The sequence below is a fragment of the Haloferax mediterranei ATCC 33500 genome (assembly GCF_000306765.2).
GTDB lineage: Archaea > Halobacteriota > Halobacteria > Halobacteriales > Haloferacaceae > Haloferax > Haloferax mediterranei.
Genome location: NC_017941.2, coordinates 1,330,372 through 1,347,422 on the forward strand (window position 1 = coordinate 1,330,372; position 17,051 = coordinate 1,347,422).

Consider the following 17,051-nt stretch of genomic DNA (forward strand, 5'->3'; position numbering starts at 1 on the left):
CTTAGATAGCTTTCAGCACGCCGTCCTGCGGTTCGTAGCACCGACCGCCGAGAAGCGCCTCCTGAATGGCGTCTTCGACCGCATCGGGGTCCGCGCCGTACTCGTCGACGACGGCAGCGAGCACGTCGTCGTGGTCCGCGCCGTCGCCGTCGTCGAGGTCTTCCATCGTTTCGACGACGACCGATTCGAGGTCGATGTCTTCGGCGGCGGTGTCGTCGGCTTCCGTGTCCGCCGCTGCGGTGTCGGCTTCGTCCGCATCGTCGTCAACGGTATCCGAGACAGGTTCCGGTTCCGGCTCTGGTTCCGGCTCCGATTTTGGTTCAGACTCAGGCTCGGCCTCCAGTTCTGGCTCTGATTCCGACTCGGTCGCCTCAGCGTCCGCTTCGTCGGCCGAAACCGGCTCTGCTTCGAGTTGCTCGGAGAGTTCGTCTGCGTCGGGCACGTCGATGTCAGCCTCGCCAGCGGGGTCGACATCAGCGCCGGACGTGAACTCCGTGCCGAACTCGGATTCGATTTCGGCGCGTTCGTCGTCGTCGAGTTCGTACATCCCGTCGGGGTCGGTCGACTCAGCCGTGGAATCGTCCGACTCGGTGGCCGAAGACTCCGCTTCTGCCGAGGGTTCTTCGGATTCGGTCGAGTCGATATCGCCGAAGTCATCCTCGAAGTCACCGAGTTCGTCGTCGGCTGTACCGAGCGGTTCACTCTCGCTCAGGTCGTCCTCGAAGTCACCGAGGGTACCGGTCGACTCGGTTGCAGGTTCGGATGTTGGCTCCGGTTCTGGCTCTGCTTCCGTCTCCGGTTCTGGCTCTGGTTCCGGCTCTGGTTCCGTCTCCGGTTCCGGCTCTGGTTCCGGCTCGGAATCCAGTTCTAACTCCGGATTGGGTTCCGGTTCCAGTTCGGTTTCCGATTCAGGTTCGGATTCCGACGCTGCTTCCGGTTCCGTCTCGGTTGCAGCCGTCACAGACTCGGGCTCCGCCGTCTGCGACTCGGCTGCAACGTCGTTGTCGAGCACGTCTGTCGTTTCGGCAGTTGCCTCAGCTGTTGCCTCGGCAGTGACTGGCTCGGTGTCCGGTTCTGCTTCGCCCGCGTCACCAGACTCGGCGGATTCAGCAGTTTCTGCGTCAGCCTCGGTGGAAGCGATGTTGACGTTGTCGACCGGTTCGAGGTCGAGTTCCGGAAGCGAACCGAGTACCGCGTCGCCACCCTCGTCCGGTGACGTCGAAAGCGGTTCGACCTGGTCGCGCTCGTTCGCAACGAGTTCGAGCGCCTGCACGGCGAGTTCGCGAAGGGCTTCGAGGTACGTTCGGGTCGTTCCGTAGTGGTCGATTGCGCGCGGAATGCCAGCGGCGAGCGTCGGGTCGACGCCGCGGGCTTCGAGGGCGCGGGTCAGGTCGTCGCCACGGTAGGACATCGACAGCGCCTCGTCGAACACCGCGATTCGGTGAAGCGTCGCCTCGGCGGCCGAGACAATCCAGCGGTCGCGCACGTCGGCGTCGACGGTGTTGATGCTCTCGGGGCGAACCGACGTGTAGACCACGTCGGCGTCGTCAGGTTCGTAGGTCCGAGCCTTCCCGGCGAGTGAGACGAACGCCGGAGGCGTCGTCCCGTCGAGGAACGCCATCGGTTCGGGTTGGTACTGCCCGGCGTAGGTGACGAACGCGCCCGTCGGGTCGGCGATGCGCCCGCGGAGTACCTCGTCGTTGACGTGCTCGACTTCGGTGAGGACGCCCGCGACGAACGTCCGGTTCAGGCGCGCACCTGTCGGCGTGACCACGTAGTTCGGCGCGCGTTCCTCGTCGCTTTCGGAGTAGGACATCGAGGCGTCGTCGAACTCGGCGGCGAACGCGCGGTAAGCGACTTCGCGGGTGCCGACGACCGGCGAGGAACTCATGCGCGCACCTCCGTGAGGAGGGCCGCAGCACGTTCGGCCGGGTCGTCGTCGCTCTCCTCGAACTCGTCGGCTTCGAGGTTCGCGCCGTACTCGTCGACCGAGAGATTGCCGCGGACGCGGTACTCGCGGCCGACGAGTTTCGATGCGATTTCGTCGGCGACGACTTCCTTGTCCATCGCCTCGCGGGCGGCCTCCATCGCGTCGGCCATCGTCCCACCGTAGATTGCTTCGGTGATATCGCGGTCGAGAATAGCCGTCAGCGTGCCGGTTCCGTCGTCGAGAATCGCTTTTACTCGCATGTCGTCTTCACCGTCGACTTCGCCGTGCTGTCGGCACTGGCCGTTTTGAACGACGCGACTGCAGTCGGGACAGCGTTCGATGAGTCCGGAGCCGTCGCGTACTTCGAGGACGTTCCCGAGCACTTCCACGTCGAACATCCCGCCCGCGTCGACCGCCTCTCCGATTTTCAGTCGGGGCGCGGAGTCGGTCACGGAGACTGGTTCGTCGAGAACTTCGAGCGTCGTGAACTCCGAGAGGTTCACCTGCGGGACGCCGCGGAACTCACGGACGTACACGTCCGAAAGGCGCAGACTCGCGCCTTCTGTCACGTCCGGACGAGGTTGCCAGTCGGTGAAGGGGAGCCGACCGGTTTCGTCGGCGACGACGCCGGAGAGGATAGTCGTCTCGCCGTTTCGGCCGTCGATGGTCCGCGATTCGACTTCGAGAACGTGAACTTCGACGGTACGGCCGCGGTCACCGGCGGTGAGGTCGATAAGGTCTTCCTCGCCGCCGATTCGGTCGTCGTAGGGCGTCTCGACCGGCTCGGATTCGACGCCGACAGTCGACGATGCGCCGATGTTGAGTTCCGGTTTGCCGTCCCACTCGCGGACGCCGGCGTTTCCGATAGTCACGGAGTCGCCGGGTTCGAAGCCGAAGTCCTGCCACGCCGTGTAGGAAATGACGCCGGACTCGTCTGCGAGTTCACCTTCGTGGATAGTCTGCGCATCGCCCTGGTAGACGATAGACCGCGTGCCGACGGTGAGGACGCGGACCGTCACCGAGACGTTGCCGTCGTCAGGGTCGATATCGGCGATTTGCTTCGAGGACGGCGGGGCATCACTCCCCGAGGAGCCGCCGCCGTGTTTTCGGCGGACGCTCTGTTTAGCTTCGTCCAGCGGGACGCTGTACTGCAGGAGGTTCTGCAGGTCGGATTTGACCTCCTCTTTGTCGATACCGAGGGCGGAGGCAAGCTCCTCGGCATGCTGATCGATTTCCATCGGTGGGGCATTCGCCCCCATCGAATAAAAAGGATTGCCGGGGAGGGTACGGAAGGGTTGCCGGAGAGGGTGTGAAAGGGCTGACGTGGTGGGTACGGAAGGGCTGACGTGGTGGGTGTGACAGAGCAGACGTGGAGAGAGAACTGGTGTGCGGGCGAATCACTAAGTGTTCGCGTGTCCGTTGGAGGCGTATGACAAACGACGAGACACCAGATGCGGATGCGGACGAAGGTGACGAGGTGTCCTTCTCCGTGACTATCGAAGACAGCTGGACGACTATCGTGATGGAAGGCGACAAAGACACCGCAGTCGTCGTCCGCTCGGCGTCCGGCGAGCGAATCTACCTCCCGCCAGAGGACTTTGCCACCGAACAGTCGAGCGACAGCGCCTCCCAGCGCTCGGACAGTCCCTACCAGACAGCGTACGACTCGCCGTACCAGTCGGTCCAGACCGACGACTCGCCGTATCAGTCCGCGCGCGGGACGATGCCTCGCGAAGGGATGGTCCCGACCAGAGGCGGCTATCGGATTCGACACCCCGAACCCGTGACCGATGTTCGACTACTTCGGTGAGTCCTGTCCAATCTATCCCTCTCTATAAGCCCTGTCAGTCCGTTTCTTCGATGATTTCGTGGTAGAACGCCACCGTCTCGTCGACGACTTGGTCCCACGTGTACGGTTCGTACTCCGGTTCACCGTCGAGTGAGAGACCGTATTCGATACCGTCAGCGATAGAGCGCGAGTCCGGTTCGACTTCGATAACGCAGTCCTCCGGAAGCACCTCCGCTGCGCCGCTTTCGGTTGCGACGACGCGCGTCCCCGCTGAGAGGGCTTCGACGATTGTGATGCCGAAGGGTTCGGAGAGCGACGGCGAGACGAACAGGTCCGCGGAGGCGTAGTAGTCGCCGAGTTCTTCCTCGGGCACGTAGCCGACCCACTCGATTTGGTCCTCGACGTCGAGCAGTTCCGCGAATCGCTTGAGTTGCGCGGTGAGGTGGCCCGACCCGCCCATGACGAGCGTCACGTCCTCGCGGTCGAGTTTCTCCAGCGCGTAGACGAGATGCGAGATTCCCTTCTGGTCGGTGTGCCGACCGACGAAAAAGAGCATCTTGCCCTCGATTCCGAGTTCGTCCTTGAGGTCGCGGCCCGTCGTCTCACACTCCGAAAAGCCGTTGTAGATGACTCGGCAGTCGCCGCCGTACTCCGCTTTGACCGTCTCTGCGAGCAGTTCACTCACCGCGAGGAGATGGTCACAGCGTTCGGCGATGCGGCGCTCGGTCTCGACTTCCCGCTGCGGCGGGTCGATATTGCGGTCTGACGACAGCGAGTGGAACGTCGTTACCCACTCGACGTCCTTGTTGTTCGACTTCGCGCGCGACCCCGGGCCGTAGCCGAACCAGTCGTGCGTGTGGACGATATCGGCGTCTGCGGCGCGCTCGGCGAACGTCGAGCCGAGTCGCCCGATTCGCGTGATGATGTCCCCTTCGCCCGTCGGGACACCGATGATGCCCTCACGGTCCGGGGCATACTCCGCCGGCAAGACGAGTTCGATATCGACGTCGTCACGCGCTTCGAGTCGCTCGAACAACTCGCCGACGTGTGTGTCGAGGCCGCCGCTGACGTTCGGCGGAAACCCCCACCCCAGCATGAGGACTCTGGCAGTCATTGATGGCACAATGTACCACAGATGCCTATTTAACTCCTGTCCGGAGATATTGCGACGGCCCACCGAAAGGCGTTTTCACGGGCCGACCGACTCCCGAGTATGCACGTCCACGTCAACGCCGCTATGAGTGTCGACGGCAAACTCTCCTCGCGCCGCCGAGAGCAAATCAAAATCAGCGGCGACGACGACTTCGCCCGCGTGGACGAGATTCGAGCGGATGCAGATGCCGTGCTTGTCGGCGTCGGCACCGTTCTCGCCGACGACCCACACCTGACGCTTGACGACTCCGCTCTCGTCTCGGCCCGGGCGTCACGGGGCGAGACCGACCATCCGGCACGAGTCGTTGCGGATTCGCGGGCACGAACCCCGACCGACGCCCGAACCCTCGACGACGAGGCGACGACCTACGTCCTCGTCTCGGAGACTGCGCCGGAAGCACGCCGCGCCGACCTCGAAGCGTCTGGCGCGGAAGTCGTCGTCGCGGGCGAAGAACGAGTGTCGTTTCTCGCCGCCCTCGAGGCGCTCGAAGCGCACGGCATCGAACAACTGATGGTCGAAGGCGGCGGCGAAGTCATCTTCTCGCTGTTTTCGGACGGTCTCGTGGACGAACTCTCACTGTACGTCGGGTCGATGGTTATCGGCGGCCGCGACGCCCCCACGCTTGCAGACGGAGAGGGCTTCGTCGCTGACTTCCCACGACTTTCGCTGCGCGATGTCGAACGAATCGACGACGGCGTGCTCCTGACCTACGACTGCTAAAACCGCGGTCCTGTAGCTATCGAGGATCGCGCTTCGCGGTCGTGCACCACCGTGCAAACAGGCGCAATGAGTAAGAGTATCGCGGGAATATGTGAGGGCATGAGTTCACCAGAAGCGACCAGTGCACCTATCCACGTCGAGAGTTCGGATCACCTCGACGAACTTATCACCGACCACGAGGTCGTCCTCGTCGACTACCACGCCGAATGGTGTGGGCCGTGTAAGATGCTCGAACCCACCGTCGAGGAAATCGCCGAAGAGACCGACGCCGTCGTGGCGAAAGTAGATATCGACGAACTTCAGGAACTCGCTCGCAGCCAGCAGATTCGGAGCGTTCCGACACTCCAGTTCTACGCCCACGGCGAGCAACTAAAGGAGGTTATCGGCGTCCAGAGCAAAGAAGACCTCGTGGACATCATCGACGCCGCCGCGTAAGGACGACTGGTCCGGTCTCCGCTTCGTCGCCCTCGAAACGCTATTTTGGCAGTGTTTAAGCGATACTGGCGCGTACAAATTTGTGGTGGTTGATAGCATATATCAGATCAATCACTGACACAACTCATGGAGCCAGATTCACCGCGAGTGGTCACACAGCAGGATCTCGAAGCGGCCGAAGGCACCCCCGGTATCACCCGGAAGGTGGCCTTCCAAACGGACAATAACACGCTCGTCCAGGCGCACGTGGACGGCGGGGTCTCGTCAGGATGGCACCATCACGGTGACCGGCACGTCTATGCCCATCTCGTCGAGGGTGAGGCAGTTATCGAATACGGCCCCGGGGGGAACGAACGACTCGAAGTCGAGGCTGGAGGGTTCTTCCACCTCCCGCCGAGGGTCGTACACCGCGACGTCAACCCCATCGACGAGCCGCAGCGGTGGATAATCAGCTTCGTCGGCACCGGGGTGCTCGTCGAGAACGTCGACGGTCCGAGCCCCGAGACTTCCGCGTGACGTTCTCCCGGAACGGTAGAGTCGGAGGGCGCTCAGAACGGGAGGGCGCTCAGAACGGCGCGTCGGACACGTCGGGTTCGAATCCAGAGCCCGGTTCGTCGTCGTCGTAAGAGCCGCCGGTCGAAGCGTGCACCGCGTCGATTTCGTCGAACTCGGCGACCAGCCGTGATTTGAGTGCTTGAATCGTCATCGGCGAGATACCGCAGCCGGAACACGCGCCGGTAAGCGAAATCCACACTTCTCCAGTTTCCTCGTCGAGCGCGTCGATACCCGCACTGCCGCCGTGCATCTGAATCTGCGGGAAGTTTCGGCGCATGAACAACTCGATGCGCTCTTCGAGGGACTTCTCCGGCGCTTGTGAAGTCATACCGAAAGGTGTGGGGTGGGCGAGCATAACGGTTTCTTCGCGGGGGAAGCTGGCTGGTTTCGTGGGACCCCGGTGCTGTCGGCGAGTCGGCGAGGGCTTTTTAGCACGGAGAGAGTATCGGAACCTATGATTTCACTCGACGAGGCAGTCACGGCCCGCCTGGAATCTCACGGCGCGCGCTTCGAGGTGCTCATCGACCCCGACGCGGCACTGGCACTGAAACGCGACGAGTTCGACGGCGACCTTGAAGATGTCATCGCCGCCGAGGACGTATTCGAGGATGCATCCCGCGGCGACCGCCCCGCCGAGAACGACCTCGAAAAGGTGTTCGGAACGACCGACCCGCTGGAGATTATCCCCCAAGTCGTAAAGAAAGGAGAAATCCAGATTACAGCGGAACAGCGCCGCGAGATGCAAGAACAAAAGCGTAAGTCGCTCATCAACCGTATCGCTCGCAACGCGGTGAACCCGCAGATGAACGACTCGCCGCACCCGCCGGAGCGAATCGAGCGAGCGCTCGAAGAAGCCGGATTCAAAATCGACCCGATGGAGCCAGTCGAATCGCAGGTCGACGACGCACTCGACGCGCTCCGACCCGTCTTGCCCATCAAGTTCGCCGAAGTCACTGTCGCCGTTCAACTCCCCGCCGAGTACGCCGGGAGCGGACAGGCGCAGATTCGAAGTTACGGCGAACTCGAACGTGAAGAGTGGCAAAGCGACGGCTCGTGGGTCGGTGTCATCACGTTCCCCGCGGGGATGCAGAACGACTTCTACGACAAAGTGAACAACATCACGAGCGGGACAGCCGAGACCCGCATCGTGAAAGACGAAGACGACCTGTAACGACCGATAGACGACTCGGTTTGTCTTTTTCCACCTAGTCGTTAGCTAGGCCCCGTATGATGGCGTAACTAACGAAGAACGGTGCGAGGGTCGGCACCGCCGTGGACGAGACCTCGATAGCGAGTGCCACCGAAACCGATAGTTCACTCGCATGCTGTACGGCAAGGAACGACGAGGTGAGAGCCAGAACTTGGATGAACGCGGCACCGATTAAGAACACTACACCAGTGTGGACAGTGGCCCGAACGGTACCCATCGATTCCGGCGTCGAAACGCGCGACGGCGGGACAATCGAGTCTACCGCGATTAGCAACCCACCAGCCAGCACGAGCAGAATACTGTGATACTCGTACGAATACGGGGACGGCAGGCCGTCGAGGACTTTTGTGACGCTTCCGACTGCCGCAAACAGGAAATAAGACATCGAAAACGCACGGATTCCAGTGGAGATGCCACGAGAGTACCCGAGAATAAACTCACTTCGTCTTCGACCGTTCAGATGAGCGTATATTTTCGGCGAGAAGCGGTCCGCAATGGCGTCTCTGTACTGGATGGTTCGATACCACATCGCCACGAGAAGAACGAAAATTAGGAGTCCAACAGCGGTTCTGTGAGACATTCGCGCAACACCAACCGGCGGTTATCCCTTTTTGAAGCCGGCGAGGAAGCCGCCAGAGAAGCCGGCGGAGACAGAAAGCGTCGAGAGGATAGTCGAAATCCAGTTCGGCGGCGCGCCCGTAGCCGCGCCCTGCGTCGCCTGCACGAGACCGCCGGTGAGGCGTTCCCAGTCAACGGAAAGAATGCCGCGCGATTCGAGGAATTTGAACACGGCGAGTTGAAGCCCGACGATGACGGCAATGAGCTTTGCCACTTTCTTGGCGGCAAAGCCGATAACACCGCCGACGACGGCCCCGCTGCCGAACTCTAACCCGAGTTGCTGCGGATCGAGGCTTAGTTGTAAGGGATCCATACGGGCAACATCCTGCGTATTCCTATAAGTGACTTGTGGGAAACTGTCGCGACTGCTGGTAAGTTCGCCCAGTTGGAGGAAGCGGCACCAAGAGGTCGTCGCCGAAGATATTCGAACGCAGGTAAGTACGTTCGAACGCAGGTGAGGCTACATTCGAACGCGGGTAATCTACAAGACTCCGGGCAACCAAGCGCGGGTATGGAACGGGAGGTGACGAGCCGCCATCTCGACGTGTAAGCCCGGCCGAACGGGGCTTAAGTGCCTCCGGCGGCTAGTACTAACTGACACAGTGCAGGAAACGTACCCCACATCCGAGGTGCGACGATGACGCGCGTCGTCGTCGCAAAGCGTGTCGACCGCGGAGACGCCGACCTCACCGAAATCTCCGACCTCGCCCGCGCGGCGGGCTACGACGTGGTCGCGACCCTCTCGCAGACCCGCGAAGAGGACGCCGCGTTCCACTTCGGCGAGGGGAAAGTCGGTGAATTAGCGTCGCTCGTCGCTCGCGAGGACGCCTCGGCCGTCATCTTCGATAACCGACTGGGCCCGTACCAGACGTACAATATCGCCCAGAAACTCCCCGACGACGTCGAGGTTATCGACCGCTTTACGCTCATCCTCGAAATATTCGGTCAGCGGGCGAACACCCGCAAGGCGCAGTTACAGGTCGAACTCGCCGAGTTACGCTACGAACTCCCGCGCGCCGAGGCGAAGGCGTCGCTGGCAAAGCGCGACGAGCGCCCCGGGTTCATGGGGCTTGGCGAGTACGACGAGAGTCGCGAGCGCGACATCAAAGCGCAGATTTCGCGCATCAAAAACGAACTCGACGCCATCGCGGAGAAAGAAGAAACGCGGCGCGAACAGCGCCGCGAGTCGGGCTTCGACCTCGTTGCCCTCGCGGGCTATACGAACGCCGGCAAGTCGACGCTGATGCAACGGCTCGCGGCGGACTTGGAGGTCGGACAGAACGAAGACCTCCATCCGGACCTCGACCCGACCGCTGAGTCCGAAGACAAACTGTTTACGACGCTCGGAACGACGACGCGGCGGGCTGAAACGGGCAAACGAGACGTTCTACTCACTGACACCGTTGGATTCGTCTCCGACCTCCCGCACTGGCTCGTCGAGTCGTTCAAATCCACGCTCGATTCCGTCTATCGCGCAGACCTCGTGTTGCTCGTGGTGGACGCGTCGGAACCGCTCGAAGAGATGCGTGAAAAGCTCATCACCAGCCACGACACGCTCTACGAGCGCAACGAGGCACCCATCGTCACCGTGTTCAACAAGATTGACAAGGTCGACGACGAGGAACTCGAAGAAAAGCGCGCGGCGCTCTCGGCGCTCGCACCGAACCCCGTCGCAGTGTCGGGACTCACCGGCGAGAACGTCGAGGCGTTGGCAGAGCGCGTCGAGCGCGAACTTCCCGCGTGGGAACACGAGCGACTGCTCCTCCCGATGGCTGACGAGGCGATGAGCCTTGTCTCGTGGCTCTACGACCACGCGCACGTCGAACGCGAGGACTACGAAGGCGAACAGGTCCACGTCGAGTTCGAAGCGCGCCCCGCAATCGTCGAAAAGGCGCGGGCGAAGGCGGCGTCGCTATCAGCTGCGCCAAAGTAGCGCTCTCGTCACACCGGACGGAGCGCTCTCGATTCGTTTTTCAAAAAAAGTTCCCGCACAAACGGTGACTTAGTCGCGCCAAACCCGCGCAGCGACCAGTGCGAGTGCGGTGAGGGCGACCGTGACACCGAATCCAGGGGCGTCGCTCTGGGTGGTCTGGGCCGCCGTCGTGGTCGTCTCGGAAGCGGTAGTCTCGCTCGCCGGTTCAGTCTGTGTAGCGTCCTCGGTCGTCGTCTCGTTGCCAGTATCTGCGTGCTGGGACGAAATTGCGAACACGGAGAACCCTGGCGTCACGGCGGCGTAGCGGTCACCACCGAGGTGGGTCGTCTCCAGCGTCTGCCACTCGCCGTCGTGATAGCGAGACAGCGTGACATTCGCCGGGTCCGTGCCGGTCTGTTCGAGTCGGTCAGACGGGACGGTGAACGTGATTGTCGCGTCCTCGATGTCCTCGTCGGTCGTCCCGGAGAGGTCAATTTGTAGGTAGTCAATCACGGCCACATCCGTCGAATCGTCCGAATCCGCGCCCGTGTATTCGGGCGTTCCGTCGGGTACCTCGTCTGCCGAACTGACCGAGACGCCGAGTTCGGGCGCCGTCGACGAGAGGTTGAGGTCGAGTTTCGAGACCGATGGCTGCGTGTCGTTCGACGCGGCTTCCGCTTGCGTCGCGTTCGCCGCAGTCTCGTTCGTTTCGGTCGTGTTCGTGGTGGTGTTCGATGCGGTACTCAGCTGTTCGAGGTCGATGCTCACCGTCTCCTCTGACGAGGCGTTCGTGACCGTCACCGTGGTCTCCTCGCCGTTCGACGTGACACTGGCGGCGTCCGCACCAGCGACCGAGACCGTCACGTCGGTACTGTCGTTCGAACTCGTGGTGGTCGTACTGTCGTCGTCTGTATCCACCGGTTCGGCATCGTCGTCATCGTCATCGCTCGTCGACGACGAGGGTTCAGACTCAGACGAAGTCGTCGAGTCGGACGAGGAGGACGAATCGCTCGACTCAGAGTCGGTTTCTTCCGCAGGTGCCAGATTGATCTGCCCGGCGGAGTAGTGGATGTCAAAGCCAATATCGATACTGCTGTCCGAGTTAGACTGGGCGTTGACCGTCTTGTTCTCGCCCTCGTAATCCGCGGACAGGTCAGATGGGGACGACACCCCCCACTGGTTCAACAGGGCCGACGGGAGTGTCGCCTCGAACCGCCCCGTGTTGTTGTCGCCATCGACGGTCCTGTGCGGGCCAGCGACTTCGACTTCGAGCTGCCCAGCAGTCTCGTTGTATCGCGGTGGCGTGAACGCCTGCGCGTCCGTACCGATGACGAGCCCCGACATGTTCGGGTTATACTGCTGGACGCTATCGTTCGAGACGAACGCGAGCGAGAACATCGGCTTGAACGCGGCGTTCGCCTGGTCCTCACTCTCGGAAAGCGTCTCCCAGTCACTCACTCCCGACGCGTTGCTGGTGTACTGCGACTCGATTGGGTTCCCCGTGACGTTCACCTCGTAATAGGTGGACTTGTTGGTCACGTTCATCGAGACGTTCTGTGCCGTCGCGATGAGGACGCCCGGTTCGTACGAGTGGTTGACGTGGAGCGTCACCCGAATCTCTGAGTCGTTCGCCAGACCGGTTCCAGAGAGGTTCTGCGGCCACGTCTTCTGGTAGTCGTTGAGGTCGAACTGAAGCAGTCCACCCTGTCCCGACGGTGGAGCGACAGACGACTCGACGACCGTCGTGTTCGTGGGGCCGGAGACGACGCTCCAGTCGGTGACAGTCGCGAGGTCGTCGACGGCGACCGAGACGGGCGTCTCGTTACCGACGGCGAGTTGGTAGGTCCCCGAAGTGTACGAACTCCCGTAGGACACGAGGACGCTCACGTTTCGTTCGCTGTTCGGTTGCACCTCGAAGGTACTGCTGTTGAGCGCCTCGTACGAGCCTGTCTTCGGGTAGACGTGGACCGTGTAGTTCTGTGCGGTGCTGCCAGTGTTGTTCAGCGTGACGTTCACTGGGTACGACTGGCCCTTGAACAGCGGGTCGTCTTCGACGACGTACGAATCGAGCGTGACGTTGTTCGTGACGTTCACGGAGAATACGTCCTCGGCGACGGGGTTGAGCGACGCCCACTGCATCGAGTCGTCGATGACCGCCGCACGAACGCGGTACTCGCCTGCTGCGGCCTTCGCGGGCAGCGTGAACGTCACGGACCCGTCGAGCGTGGACAGCGAGTCGTTGTAGTCGATGACCCCGTTGGGGCCGCGGAGCGTGAGGTTCGCGTCCGTGAGGGACACGGAGTTCGTCACGTTGTACTGCACGGTCACGTCGACTGTCGACCCGGTCGTCGTCGACTGGTCGGAGACAGTTACGTTCGACGCGGAGGAACTCGAACCGCCCCCATCGTTGGTATCGTTAATCTGCACGCTCGTCGCCGTCTCGTTGTTGACCGTGAGGTCCTGTGTCGTCCCTTCGACCGACGAACCGTAGGCGACAGAGAGGTTGACCGTGGTCGTCGCGCCGCCCGCGAGCGTCTGTGTCGTGTTGTTCATCGGCGTCGAGTTCCACGACTGCCCGTAGACGCGGGCCTCGAACGTCTCAGAGACGCCTCCGGTATTGTTCAGGGTTGCGTTAACCCAGAACGTCTCACCCGGGTCGACTGCTGTCTCAGAGACGGTGTAAGAATCGATGGTGACGTTCCCGCCGGAGTCGACGACGAACATCTGCGAGACGATTCCCTGTCCCGAGGAACTGTTGTACGTCGACGCGGCGAGTCGCTTCGCACCCGTGTCCAGAGCGCCGTCCGGGATGCTCATCGTCGTCGAATCGGCCAACGGTGGACTGCTCGAATTCGAGACCAGCGTCCCCTGTCCCGCCGGGTCGACGACGCTCACGGTGAGGTCCGACTGGTCGACTGCGCCCGTCACGTTGTATGCAACCCCGATATCTGTCGTCTGCCCCGGTGTAATCGTGGTCTGTGCCTGTGCCTGTACCTCGGGTGAAGAAGATGGAACTGTCAACCCGGCGGCGGCCGTCACCATCGCTCCGAGCGGAACGACCGAGGTGACGACGACGAACACCACCAGAAGTGTCAGAAATCTTTCTCTATGCCGTTTCATACGCGAAAATAGATAGAAGGGGTTCATAAACCTGCGCTGCACGTAGTCAGAATTGATATCTAGGTACGCCCGATAAGACGCCCATAGCAGTAGCTGGCCACACGGTTTCTTTATCACTATAGGAGAGGAGATATCAGGCGATCCCGTGAATGAAGAAGTCGTATTACTAACAATTGAGGGCTCAATTAAGAGACTAGAAATTCAGTCGAGATAATCTAGTCGAGGATTGTGACTCCATACGTAATTGATTAATTACCTTTCTCTTTCCGAACCACCTCGACATCCGTGATTTTCGTCCCCGGATATTGACCGTCGTCGTCCTTTTCGGCGGCCTTCACCATGTCCCAGATGACGTTGAGTCCCGTCGTCACGCCCTCCAGAGCCTCCATCTCACAGCCCGTTTTGCCGGTCGTACCGACGGTGACCGAAAGCGTGACCGACTCGTCGGCTACCTCGAACTCGGTGTCGACGTTCGTGATGGGAATCTGGTGGCACATCGGAATCGTCTCCCACGTGTGTTTGACCGCCTGAATCGCGCCGATTCGGGCGGTTGCGAGCACGTCGCCTTTCCCGATTTGATTGTCGCGGATGGCGCGAATCGTGGACGCGCTGAGATGGATGGTGCCGCGGGCGACGGCCCGGCGGCGTGTGTCGGGCTTTGCGCCCACGTCCACCATCTGGACGTTTCCGTCTTCGTCGACGTGGGTCAGTTCTCGGTCGTCGCTGCTGTTCGCCGCAGTGTCAGGGTCGGTGTCGGTGTTGGGTTTCGTATCGCTCATTCGTCCGCTCCTCGGAGGGCCGCAGGCAGTCGTTCGAGTAGGTCCGTTGCAACCAGTCCGCCGTCGAACTCGTCGGCCGCGAGGTCACCCGCGCGACCGTTCGCGTAGGCCGCGGCGGCGGCCGCGTCGAGTGGCGGAAGCACGGCCGCGAGCGCACCGGTCGTTCCCGCGAGCACGTCGCCGGTTCCGCCGACGGTCATGCCGGGGTTGCCGGTTCGGTTGACGCGAACTTCGTCGCCGTCGGCAACCACGTCGTACGCGCCCTTGACGAGGAGCACGTGTCCGAGGTCGGTCGCAAAGTCGGCGACGAGTTCGCGCCGCGTCTCCCAGTCCGCGTCCGTTTCGCCGCCCATCTGTTGTAACTCGCCTTGGTGCGGCGTGCAGATAAGGGTCGCCTCGGTGTCCACGTCGGGAACTATCTGGAGCGCGTCGGCGTCGACGACGGCGGTTCCGTCGTATGAGGTGAGGAACTCACGGACTGCATCGAGTGACTCGGCAGCATCGCCGAGACCCGGGCCGAAGACGACCACATCGCGGTCGGCGGCGAAGTCGAGCAGGTCGGAAACGTGGTCGGGCGTGAGGCGGTCGCCCGCAAAACCGCGGACGATGAGATTCTCGGAGAAGCCCTGTACCTCGCGTGCGACGTGCTCGGGGCACGCAACGCGCGCGAGGTCAGCACCGGCCCGGAGCGCGGCCTGTGCGGCCAACGCGGGTGCGCCGGTATACGGTCCGCCGCCGATGACGAGCACGTCGCCGTGGTCGCCTTTGTGGCTCTGCGAATCGCGGTGGAGTGCGAGTAGGTCGCCGGGACCAGTGAATAGCTCTGCCGCTTCCGGGATTCCGATGTCGGCGACGGTCACGTCGCAGTCGAGTGTACCGAGACCGGGTTTGTCGTCGTGGAACGTGACGACGTGGTCGGCCGCGACTGCTTCGCCCGCGGCGTCGCCGGTGTCGGCGTCGACGCCGGATGGCACGTCAACTGCGAGTACGGTGGCACCGGAGTCGTTGATGACTCGCGCGGCGGTCGCCTCTGGTTCGCGGAGCGCGCCGGTGACGCCGGTTCCGAGCATCGCGTCCACGACGAGGTCCGGGTCGCCGATGTCGAAGGTCACGGAGTCGGTGACGGTTCGAAGGTCGGCCTCGCTGGCGACGAGCGCGTCCCAGTTCTCGCGGGCGATGTCGGTCGAAATCGTCTCCGGACGACCGAGGAGGTGGACGGTCACGTCGTACTCCTTCAGGAACCGTGCGGCGACGAGGGCGTCGCCGCCGTTGTTGCCGCGCCCAGCGACGATAGCGACCGTCGAACCGGGGTCGGCGAGGTCGCGACAGACCCGAGCGACGGCGTTTCCGCTCGACTCCATGAGTTGCTTCCGCGGGACGCCGAGCGATTCGGCGTTGTGGTCGACCGCGGCCATGCGTCGACTCGTAATCATGGCTTGTCGTTCGCCCGGCCTCGCGTTAACATATGTGGTCGAAAGCGGATTCCGAGGTAACCTGTGTGGTCGGAATCGAGTCCCACGTTACCACGTGTTGTCGCTGTCCGCTTCCGCAACGTTTGACTCGGGGGCCGGTGAAAGCCGTCTCAGTGACCCGTCGTCTCTTCGGCACACTCTGCGGACTCGTCTTCCTCGTGAACTTCGGTCGCGTCGCGTTTCCGCCGCTCGTGGAGACGCTCCAGAGCGACTTCACCGTCGGTTCCGGAGCTATCGGTATCGTGATGACGCTCGTTTGGCTTGGAACCGCGATTCCGCGTATTCCGGTCGGCTACCTGCTGACACGGGTGTCGAGACGACGCGTCGTCCTCGGCGCGGGGTCACTCCTCGTCGTCGCCTCGGCGTTCACCGCGAGCGCGACGTCGCTTCTGACGCTCCAAATCGGCGCGTTCGGTATCGGTCTCGCGTCGGGCGCGTACTTCGTCTCCGCCGTTCCGCTCGTCGGCGAGTTGTTCCCCGAACGCGTCGGCCGGATGGTCGGTATCCACGGCTCTGCGAGCCAGATTGCCGCCGTCGTCGCCGCGCCAGCCATCGTCTTCATCCTCAGTTTGGAGGGGACAACGTGGCGCGAGACGTTCCAAGCACTCGCCGTCGCCGCGGCGGTCGTGACGCTCTTACTCTACGTCGTCTCCCGCGACGGCAGTGCCAGCGCCGGAACCGGCACCGACCGGAACTTTTCGGCCGCGCTCGGCCACTGGAAAATCATCCTCACGGGCGTTCTGTTCATCGCGCCCGCGGGCTTCGTCTGGCAAGGGCTGTTCAACTTCCTCGTCGTCTACATGGACCTCGGAAAGGGATTCACCGCAACCGAAGCAGGGACGATGCTGACTATCGTCTTCGCCGCGGGCGTCCCGGCGTTCTCGTTGTCGGGGCAACTCGCCGATAAACTCCCGCACGTGCCCTACATTCTCGGCCTGCTCCTCGCCTTTATCGGGTCGCTCGTCGCGCTCACGTTCGCACAGGGATTCGTCGCCGTTGCCGTCGTCGTCGCCGTGCTCGGCTACGTCGTCCACAGCCTGTTTCCCGCGCTGGACACGTTCATGCTCTCGTCGCTTCCGAACGACGCCCGCGGCAGTGCGTACGCCGTCTTCAGCGGGACCGCACTCCTCTTGGAGGCGAACGGAAGCGGCGCTGTGGGCCTTCTTAAGGAGGCTGGCTACGAGTTCGAGATGGTGTATCAAACGCTCGCTGGCGGATTGCTCGTCGTCGTCGTCGTACTCGCCGCCCTCTACGCGATGAACCTTCTTCCCGGAGTTCGACGGGGAGAAGAGACGACAGTATAGTGGTATCCTATCGGTACTGTCCGAAACGGTTTACTTTCTCCCCCTGATTGTCGA

Annotated in this window: 16 protein-coding genes; 7 read left to right on the top strand and 9 right to left on the bottom strand. The window is 62.4% G+C overall.

All coding sequences use genetic code 11. The annotated features are described in order from the left end of the window. Position 1: 1 nt before the first annotated feature. On the bottom strand, positions 2 to 1,891 hold the full coding sequence (locus tag HFX_RS06915; protein WP_004057058.1) for an RPA family protein: 1,890 nt from the start codon (positions 1,889 to 1,891) through the stop codon (positions 2 to 4). Further along, a complete protein-coding gene (locus tag HFX_RS06920) occupies positions 1,888 to 3,168 on the bottom strand; it encodes a Single-stranded DNA binding protein (protein WP_004057055.1) in 1,281 nt (426 codons plus the stop codon). Before HFX_RS06920 ends, HFX_RS06915 begins: the two co-directional genes overlap by 4 nt. Before the next feature lie 191 nt (positions 3,169 to 3,359). Between HFX_RS06920 and HFX_RS06925 the strand changes: the two genes are divergently transcribed. After that, positions 3,360 to 3,740 carry a DUF7510 family protein gene (locus HFX_RS06925; protein ID WP_004057053.1) on the top strand — a complete coding sequence of 127 codons (381 nt, stop codon included), beginning with the start codon at positions 3,360 to 3,362 and terminating at the stop codon, positions 3,738 to 3,740. Positions 3,741 to 3,774: 34 nt separating this feature from the next. On the opposite strand, the gene HFX_RS06930 is transcribed toward HFX_RS06925, so the two are convergent. Then, the gene (locus HFX_RS06930) at positions 3,775 to 4,815 is read right to left on the bottom strand and encodes a glycosyltransferase family 4 protein (RefSeq protein ID WP_004057051.1); all 1,041 of its coding nucleotides are present in this window, start codon (positions 4,813 to 4,815) and stop codon (positions 3,775 to 3,777) included. A gap of 117 nt (positions 4,816 to 4,932) precedes the next feature. Here HFX_RS06930 and HFX_RS06935 point away from each other — a divergent pair, with 117 nt between their 5' ends. From HFX_RS06935 to HFX_RS06945, 3 genes are all read left to right on the top strand, one after another. Continuing rightward, positions 4,933 to 5,592, top strand: a complete 660-nt coding sequence (locus HFX_RS06935) for a 2,5-diamino-6-(ribosylamino)-4(3H)-pyrimidinone 5'-phosphate reductase (protein ID WP_004057049.1) — start codon at positions 4,933 to 4,935, stop codon at positions 5,590 to 5,592. Positions 5,593 to 5,691: 99 nt separating this feature from the next. Continuing rightward, on the top strand, positions 5,692 to 6,027 hold the full coding sequence (trxA, locus tag HFX_RS06940; protein ID WP_004057047.1) for a thioredoxin: 336 nt from the start codon (positions 5,692 to 5,694) through the stop codon (positions 6,025 to 6,027). 126 nt (positions 6,028 to 6,153) lie between these two features. Continuing rightward, positions 6,154 to 6,543, top strand: coding sequence for a cupin domain-containing protein (locus tag HFX_RS06945; protein ID WP_004057045.1), 390 nt, complete (start codon positions 6,154 to 6,156; stop codon positions 6,541 to 6,543). A 49-nt stretch (positions 6,544 to 6,592) separates the two neighbouring features. Here HFX_RS06945 and HFX_RS06950 read toward each other — a convergent pair whose 3' ends face one another. Further along, entirely contained in the window at positions 6,593 to 6,910 is a 318-nt protein-coding gene (locus tag HFX_RS06950) for a NifU family protein (protein WP_169330951.1), read from the bottom strand. 126 nt (positions 6,911 to 7,036) lie between these two features. On the opposite strand from HFX_RS06950, the gene HFX_RS06955 reads away from it, so the two are divergent. Beyond that, positions 7,037 to 7,753 (top strand): ribosome assembly factor SBDS, encoded by a 717-nt coding sequence (locus HFX_RS06955; protein ID WP_004057041.1) that lies wholly within the window; start codon positions 7,037 to 7,039, stop codon positions 7,751 to 7,753. Between the two features lie 34 nt (positions 7,754 to 7,787). Here HFX_RS06955 and HFX_RS06960 read toward each other — a convergent pair whose 3' ends face one another. After that, the gene (locus HFX_RS06960) at positions 7,788 to 8,177 is read right to left on the bottom strand and encodes a hypothetical protein (RefSeq protein WP_137685667.1); all 390 of its coding nucleotides are present in this window, start codon (positions 8,175 to 8,177) and stop codon (positions 7,788 to 7,790) included. Between the two features lie 216 nt (positions 8,178 to 8,393). Continuing rightward, entirely contained in the window at positions 8,394 to 8,723 is a 330-nt protein-coding gene (locus tag HFX_RS06965; protein WP_004057036.1) for an FUN14 domain-containing protein, read from the bottom strand. 324 nt (positions 8,724 to 9,047) lie between these two features. On the opposite strand from HFX_RS06965, the gene hflX reads away from it, so the two are divergent. Next, complete coding sequence (gene hflX, locus HFX_RS06970; protein ID WP_004057034.1) at positions 9,048 to 10,343, top strand: GTPase HflX; 1,296 nt, start codon at positions 9,048 to 9,050, stop codon at positions 10,341 to 10,343. A 69-nt stretch (positions 10,344 to 10,412) separates the two neighbouring features. Here hflX and HFX_RS06975 read toward each other — a convergent pair whose 3' ends face one another. The 3 genes from HFX_RS06975 to HFX_RS06985 all read right to left on the bottom strand — a co-directional run bounded on the left by HFX_RS06975 (position 10,413) and on the right by HFX_RS06985 (position 15,636). Beyond that, the gene (locus tag HFX_RS06975) at positions 10,413 to 13,403 is read right to left on the bottom strand and encodes a PGF-pre-PGF domain-containing protein (RefSeq protein WP_238547488.1); all 2,991 of its coding nucleotides are present in this window, start codon (positions 13,401 to 13,403) and stop codon (positions 10,413 to 10,415) included. 287 nt (positions 13,404 to 13,690) lie between these two features. Continuing rightward, positions 13,691 to 14,221 (bottom strand): cyclic pyranopterin monophosphate synthase MoaC, encoded by a 531-nt coding sequence (gene moaC, locus HFX_RS06980; protein ID WP_004057030.1) that lies wholly within the window; start codon positions 14,219 to 14,221, stop codon positions 13,691 to 13,693. Then, positions 14,218 to 15,636, bottom strand: coding sequence for a bifunctional ADP-dependent NAD(P)H-hydrate dehydratase/NAD(P)H-hydrate epimerase (locus HFX_RS06985; protein WP_004057028.1), 1,419 nt, complete (start codon positions 15,634 to 15,636; stop codon positions 14,218 to 14,220). The genes moaC and HFX_RS06985 overlap by 4 nt, the downstream gene beginning before the upstream one ends. 170 nt (positions 15,637 to 15,806) lie before the next feature. Between HFX_RS06985 and HFX_RS06990 the strand changes: the two genes are divergently transcribed. Continuing rightward, on the top strand, positions 15,807 to 16,997 hold the full coding sequence (locus HFX_RS06990; protein ID WP_179955333.1) for an MFS transporter: 1,191 nt from the start codon (positions 15,807 to 15,809) through the stop codon (positions 16,995 to 16,997). Positions 16,998 to 17,051: the final 54 nt, after the last annotated feature.

Bases quoted from the DNA above. Each gene is read 5' to 3' on its own strand.
- HFX_RS06915 (WP_004057058.1), bottom strand. From the start codon at position 1,891: ATGAGTTCCTCGCCGGTCGTCGGCACCCGCGAAGTCGCTTACCGCGCG.
- HFX_RS06920 (WP_004057055.1), bottom strand. From the start codon at position 3,168: ATGGAAATCGATCAGCATGCCGAGGAGCTTGCCTCCGCCCTCGGTATC.
- HFX_RS06925 (WP_004057053.1), top strand. From the start codon at position 3,360: ATGACAAACGACGAGACACCAGATGCGGATGCGGACGAAGGTGACGAG.
- HFX_RS06930 (WP_004057051.1), bottom strand. From the start codon at position 4,815: ATGCTGGGGTGGGGGTTTCCGCCGAACGTCAGCGGCGGCCTCGACACA.
- HFX_RS06935 (WP_004057049.1), top strand. From the start codon at position 4,933: ATGCACGTCCACGTCAACGCCGCTATGAGTGTCGACGGCAAACTCTCC.
- trxA (WP_004057047.1), top strand. From the start codon at position 5,692: ATGAGTTCACCAGAAGCGACCAGTGCACCTATCCACGTCGAGAGTTCG.
- HFX_RS06945 (WP_004057045.1), top strand. From the start codon at position 6,154: ATGGAGCCAGATTCACCGCGAGTGGTCACACAGCAGGATCTCGAAGCG.
- HFX_RS06950 (WP_169330951.1), bottom strand. From the start codon at position 6,910: ATGACTTCACAAGCGCCGGAGAAGTCCCTCGAAGAGCGCATCGAGTTG.
- HFX_RS06955 (WP_004057041.1), top strand. From the start codon at position 7,037: ATGATTTCACTCGACGAGGCAGTCACGGCCCGCCTGGAATCTCACGGC.
- HFX_RS06960 (WP_137685667.1), bottom strand. From the start codon at position 8,177: ATGTCTTATTTCCTGTTTGCGGCAGTCGGAAGCGTCACAAAAGTCCTC.
- HFX_RS06965 (WP_004057036.1), bottom strand. From the start codon at position 8,723: ATGGATCCCTTACAACTAAGCCTCGATCCGCAGCAACTCGGGTTAGAG.
- hflX (WP_004057034.1), top strand. From the start codon at position 9,048: ATGACGCGCGTCGTCGTCGCAAAGCGTGTCGACCGCGGAGACGCCGAC.
- moaC (WP_004057030.1), bottom strand. From the start codon at position 14,221: ATGAGCGATACGAAACCCAACACCGACACCGACCCTGACACTGCGGCG.
- HFX_RS06985 (WP_004057028.1), bottom strand. From the start codon at position 15,636: ATGGCCGCGGTCGACCACAACGCCGAATCGCTCGGCGTCCCGCGGAAG.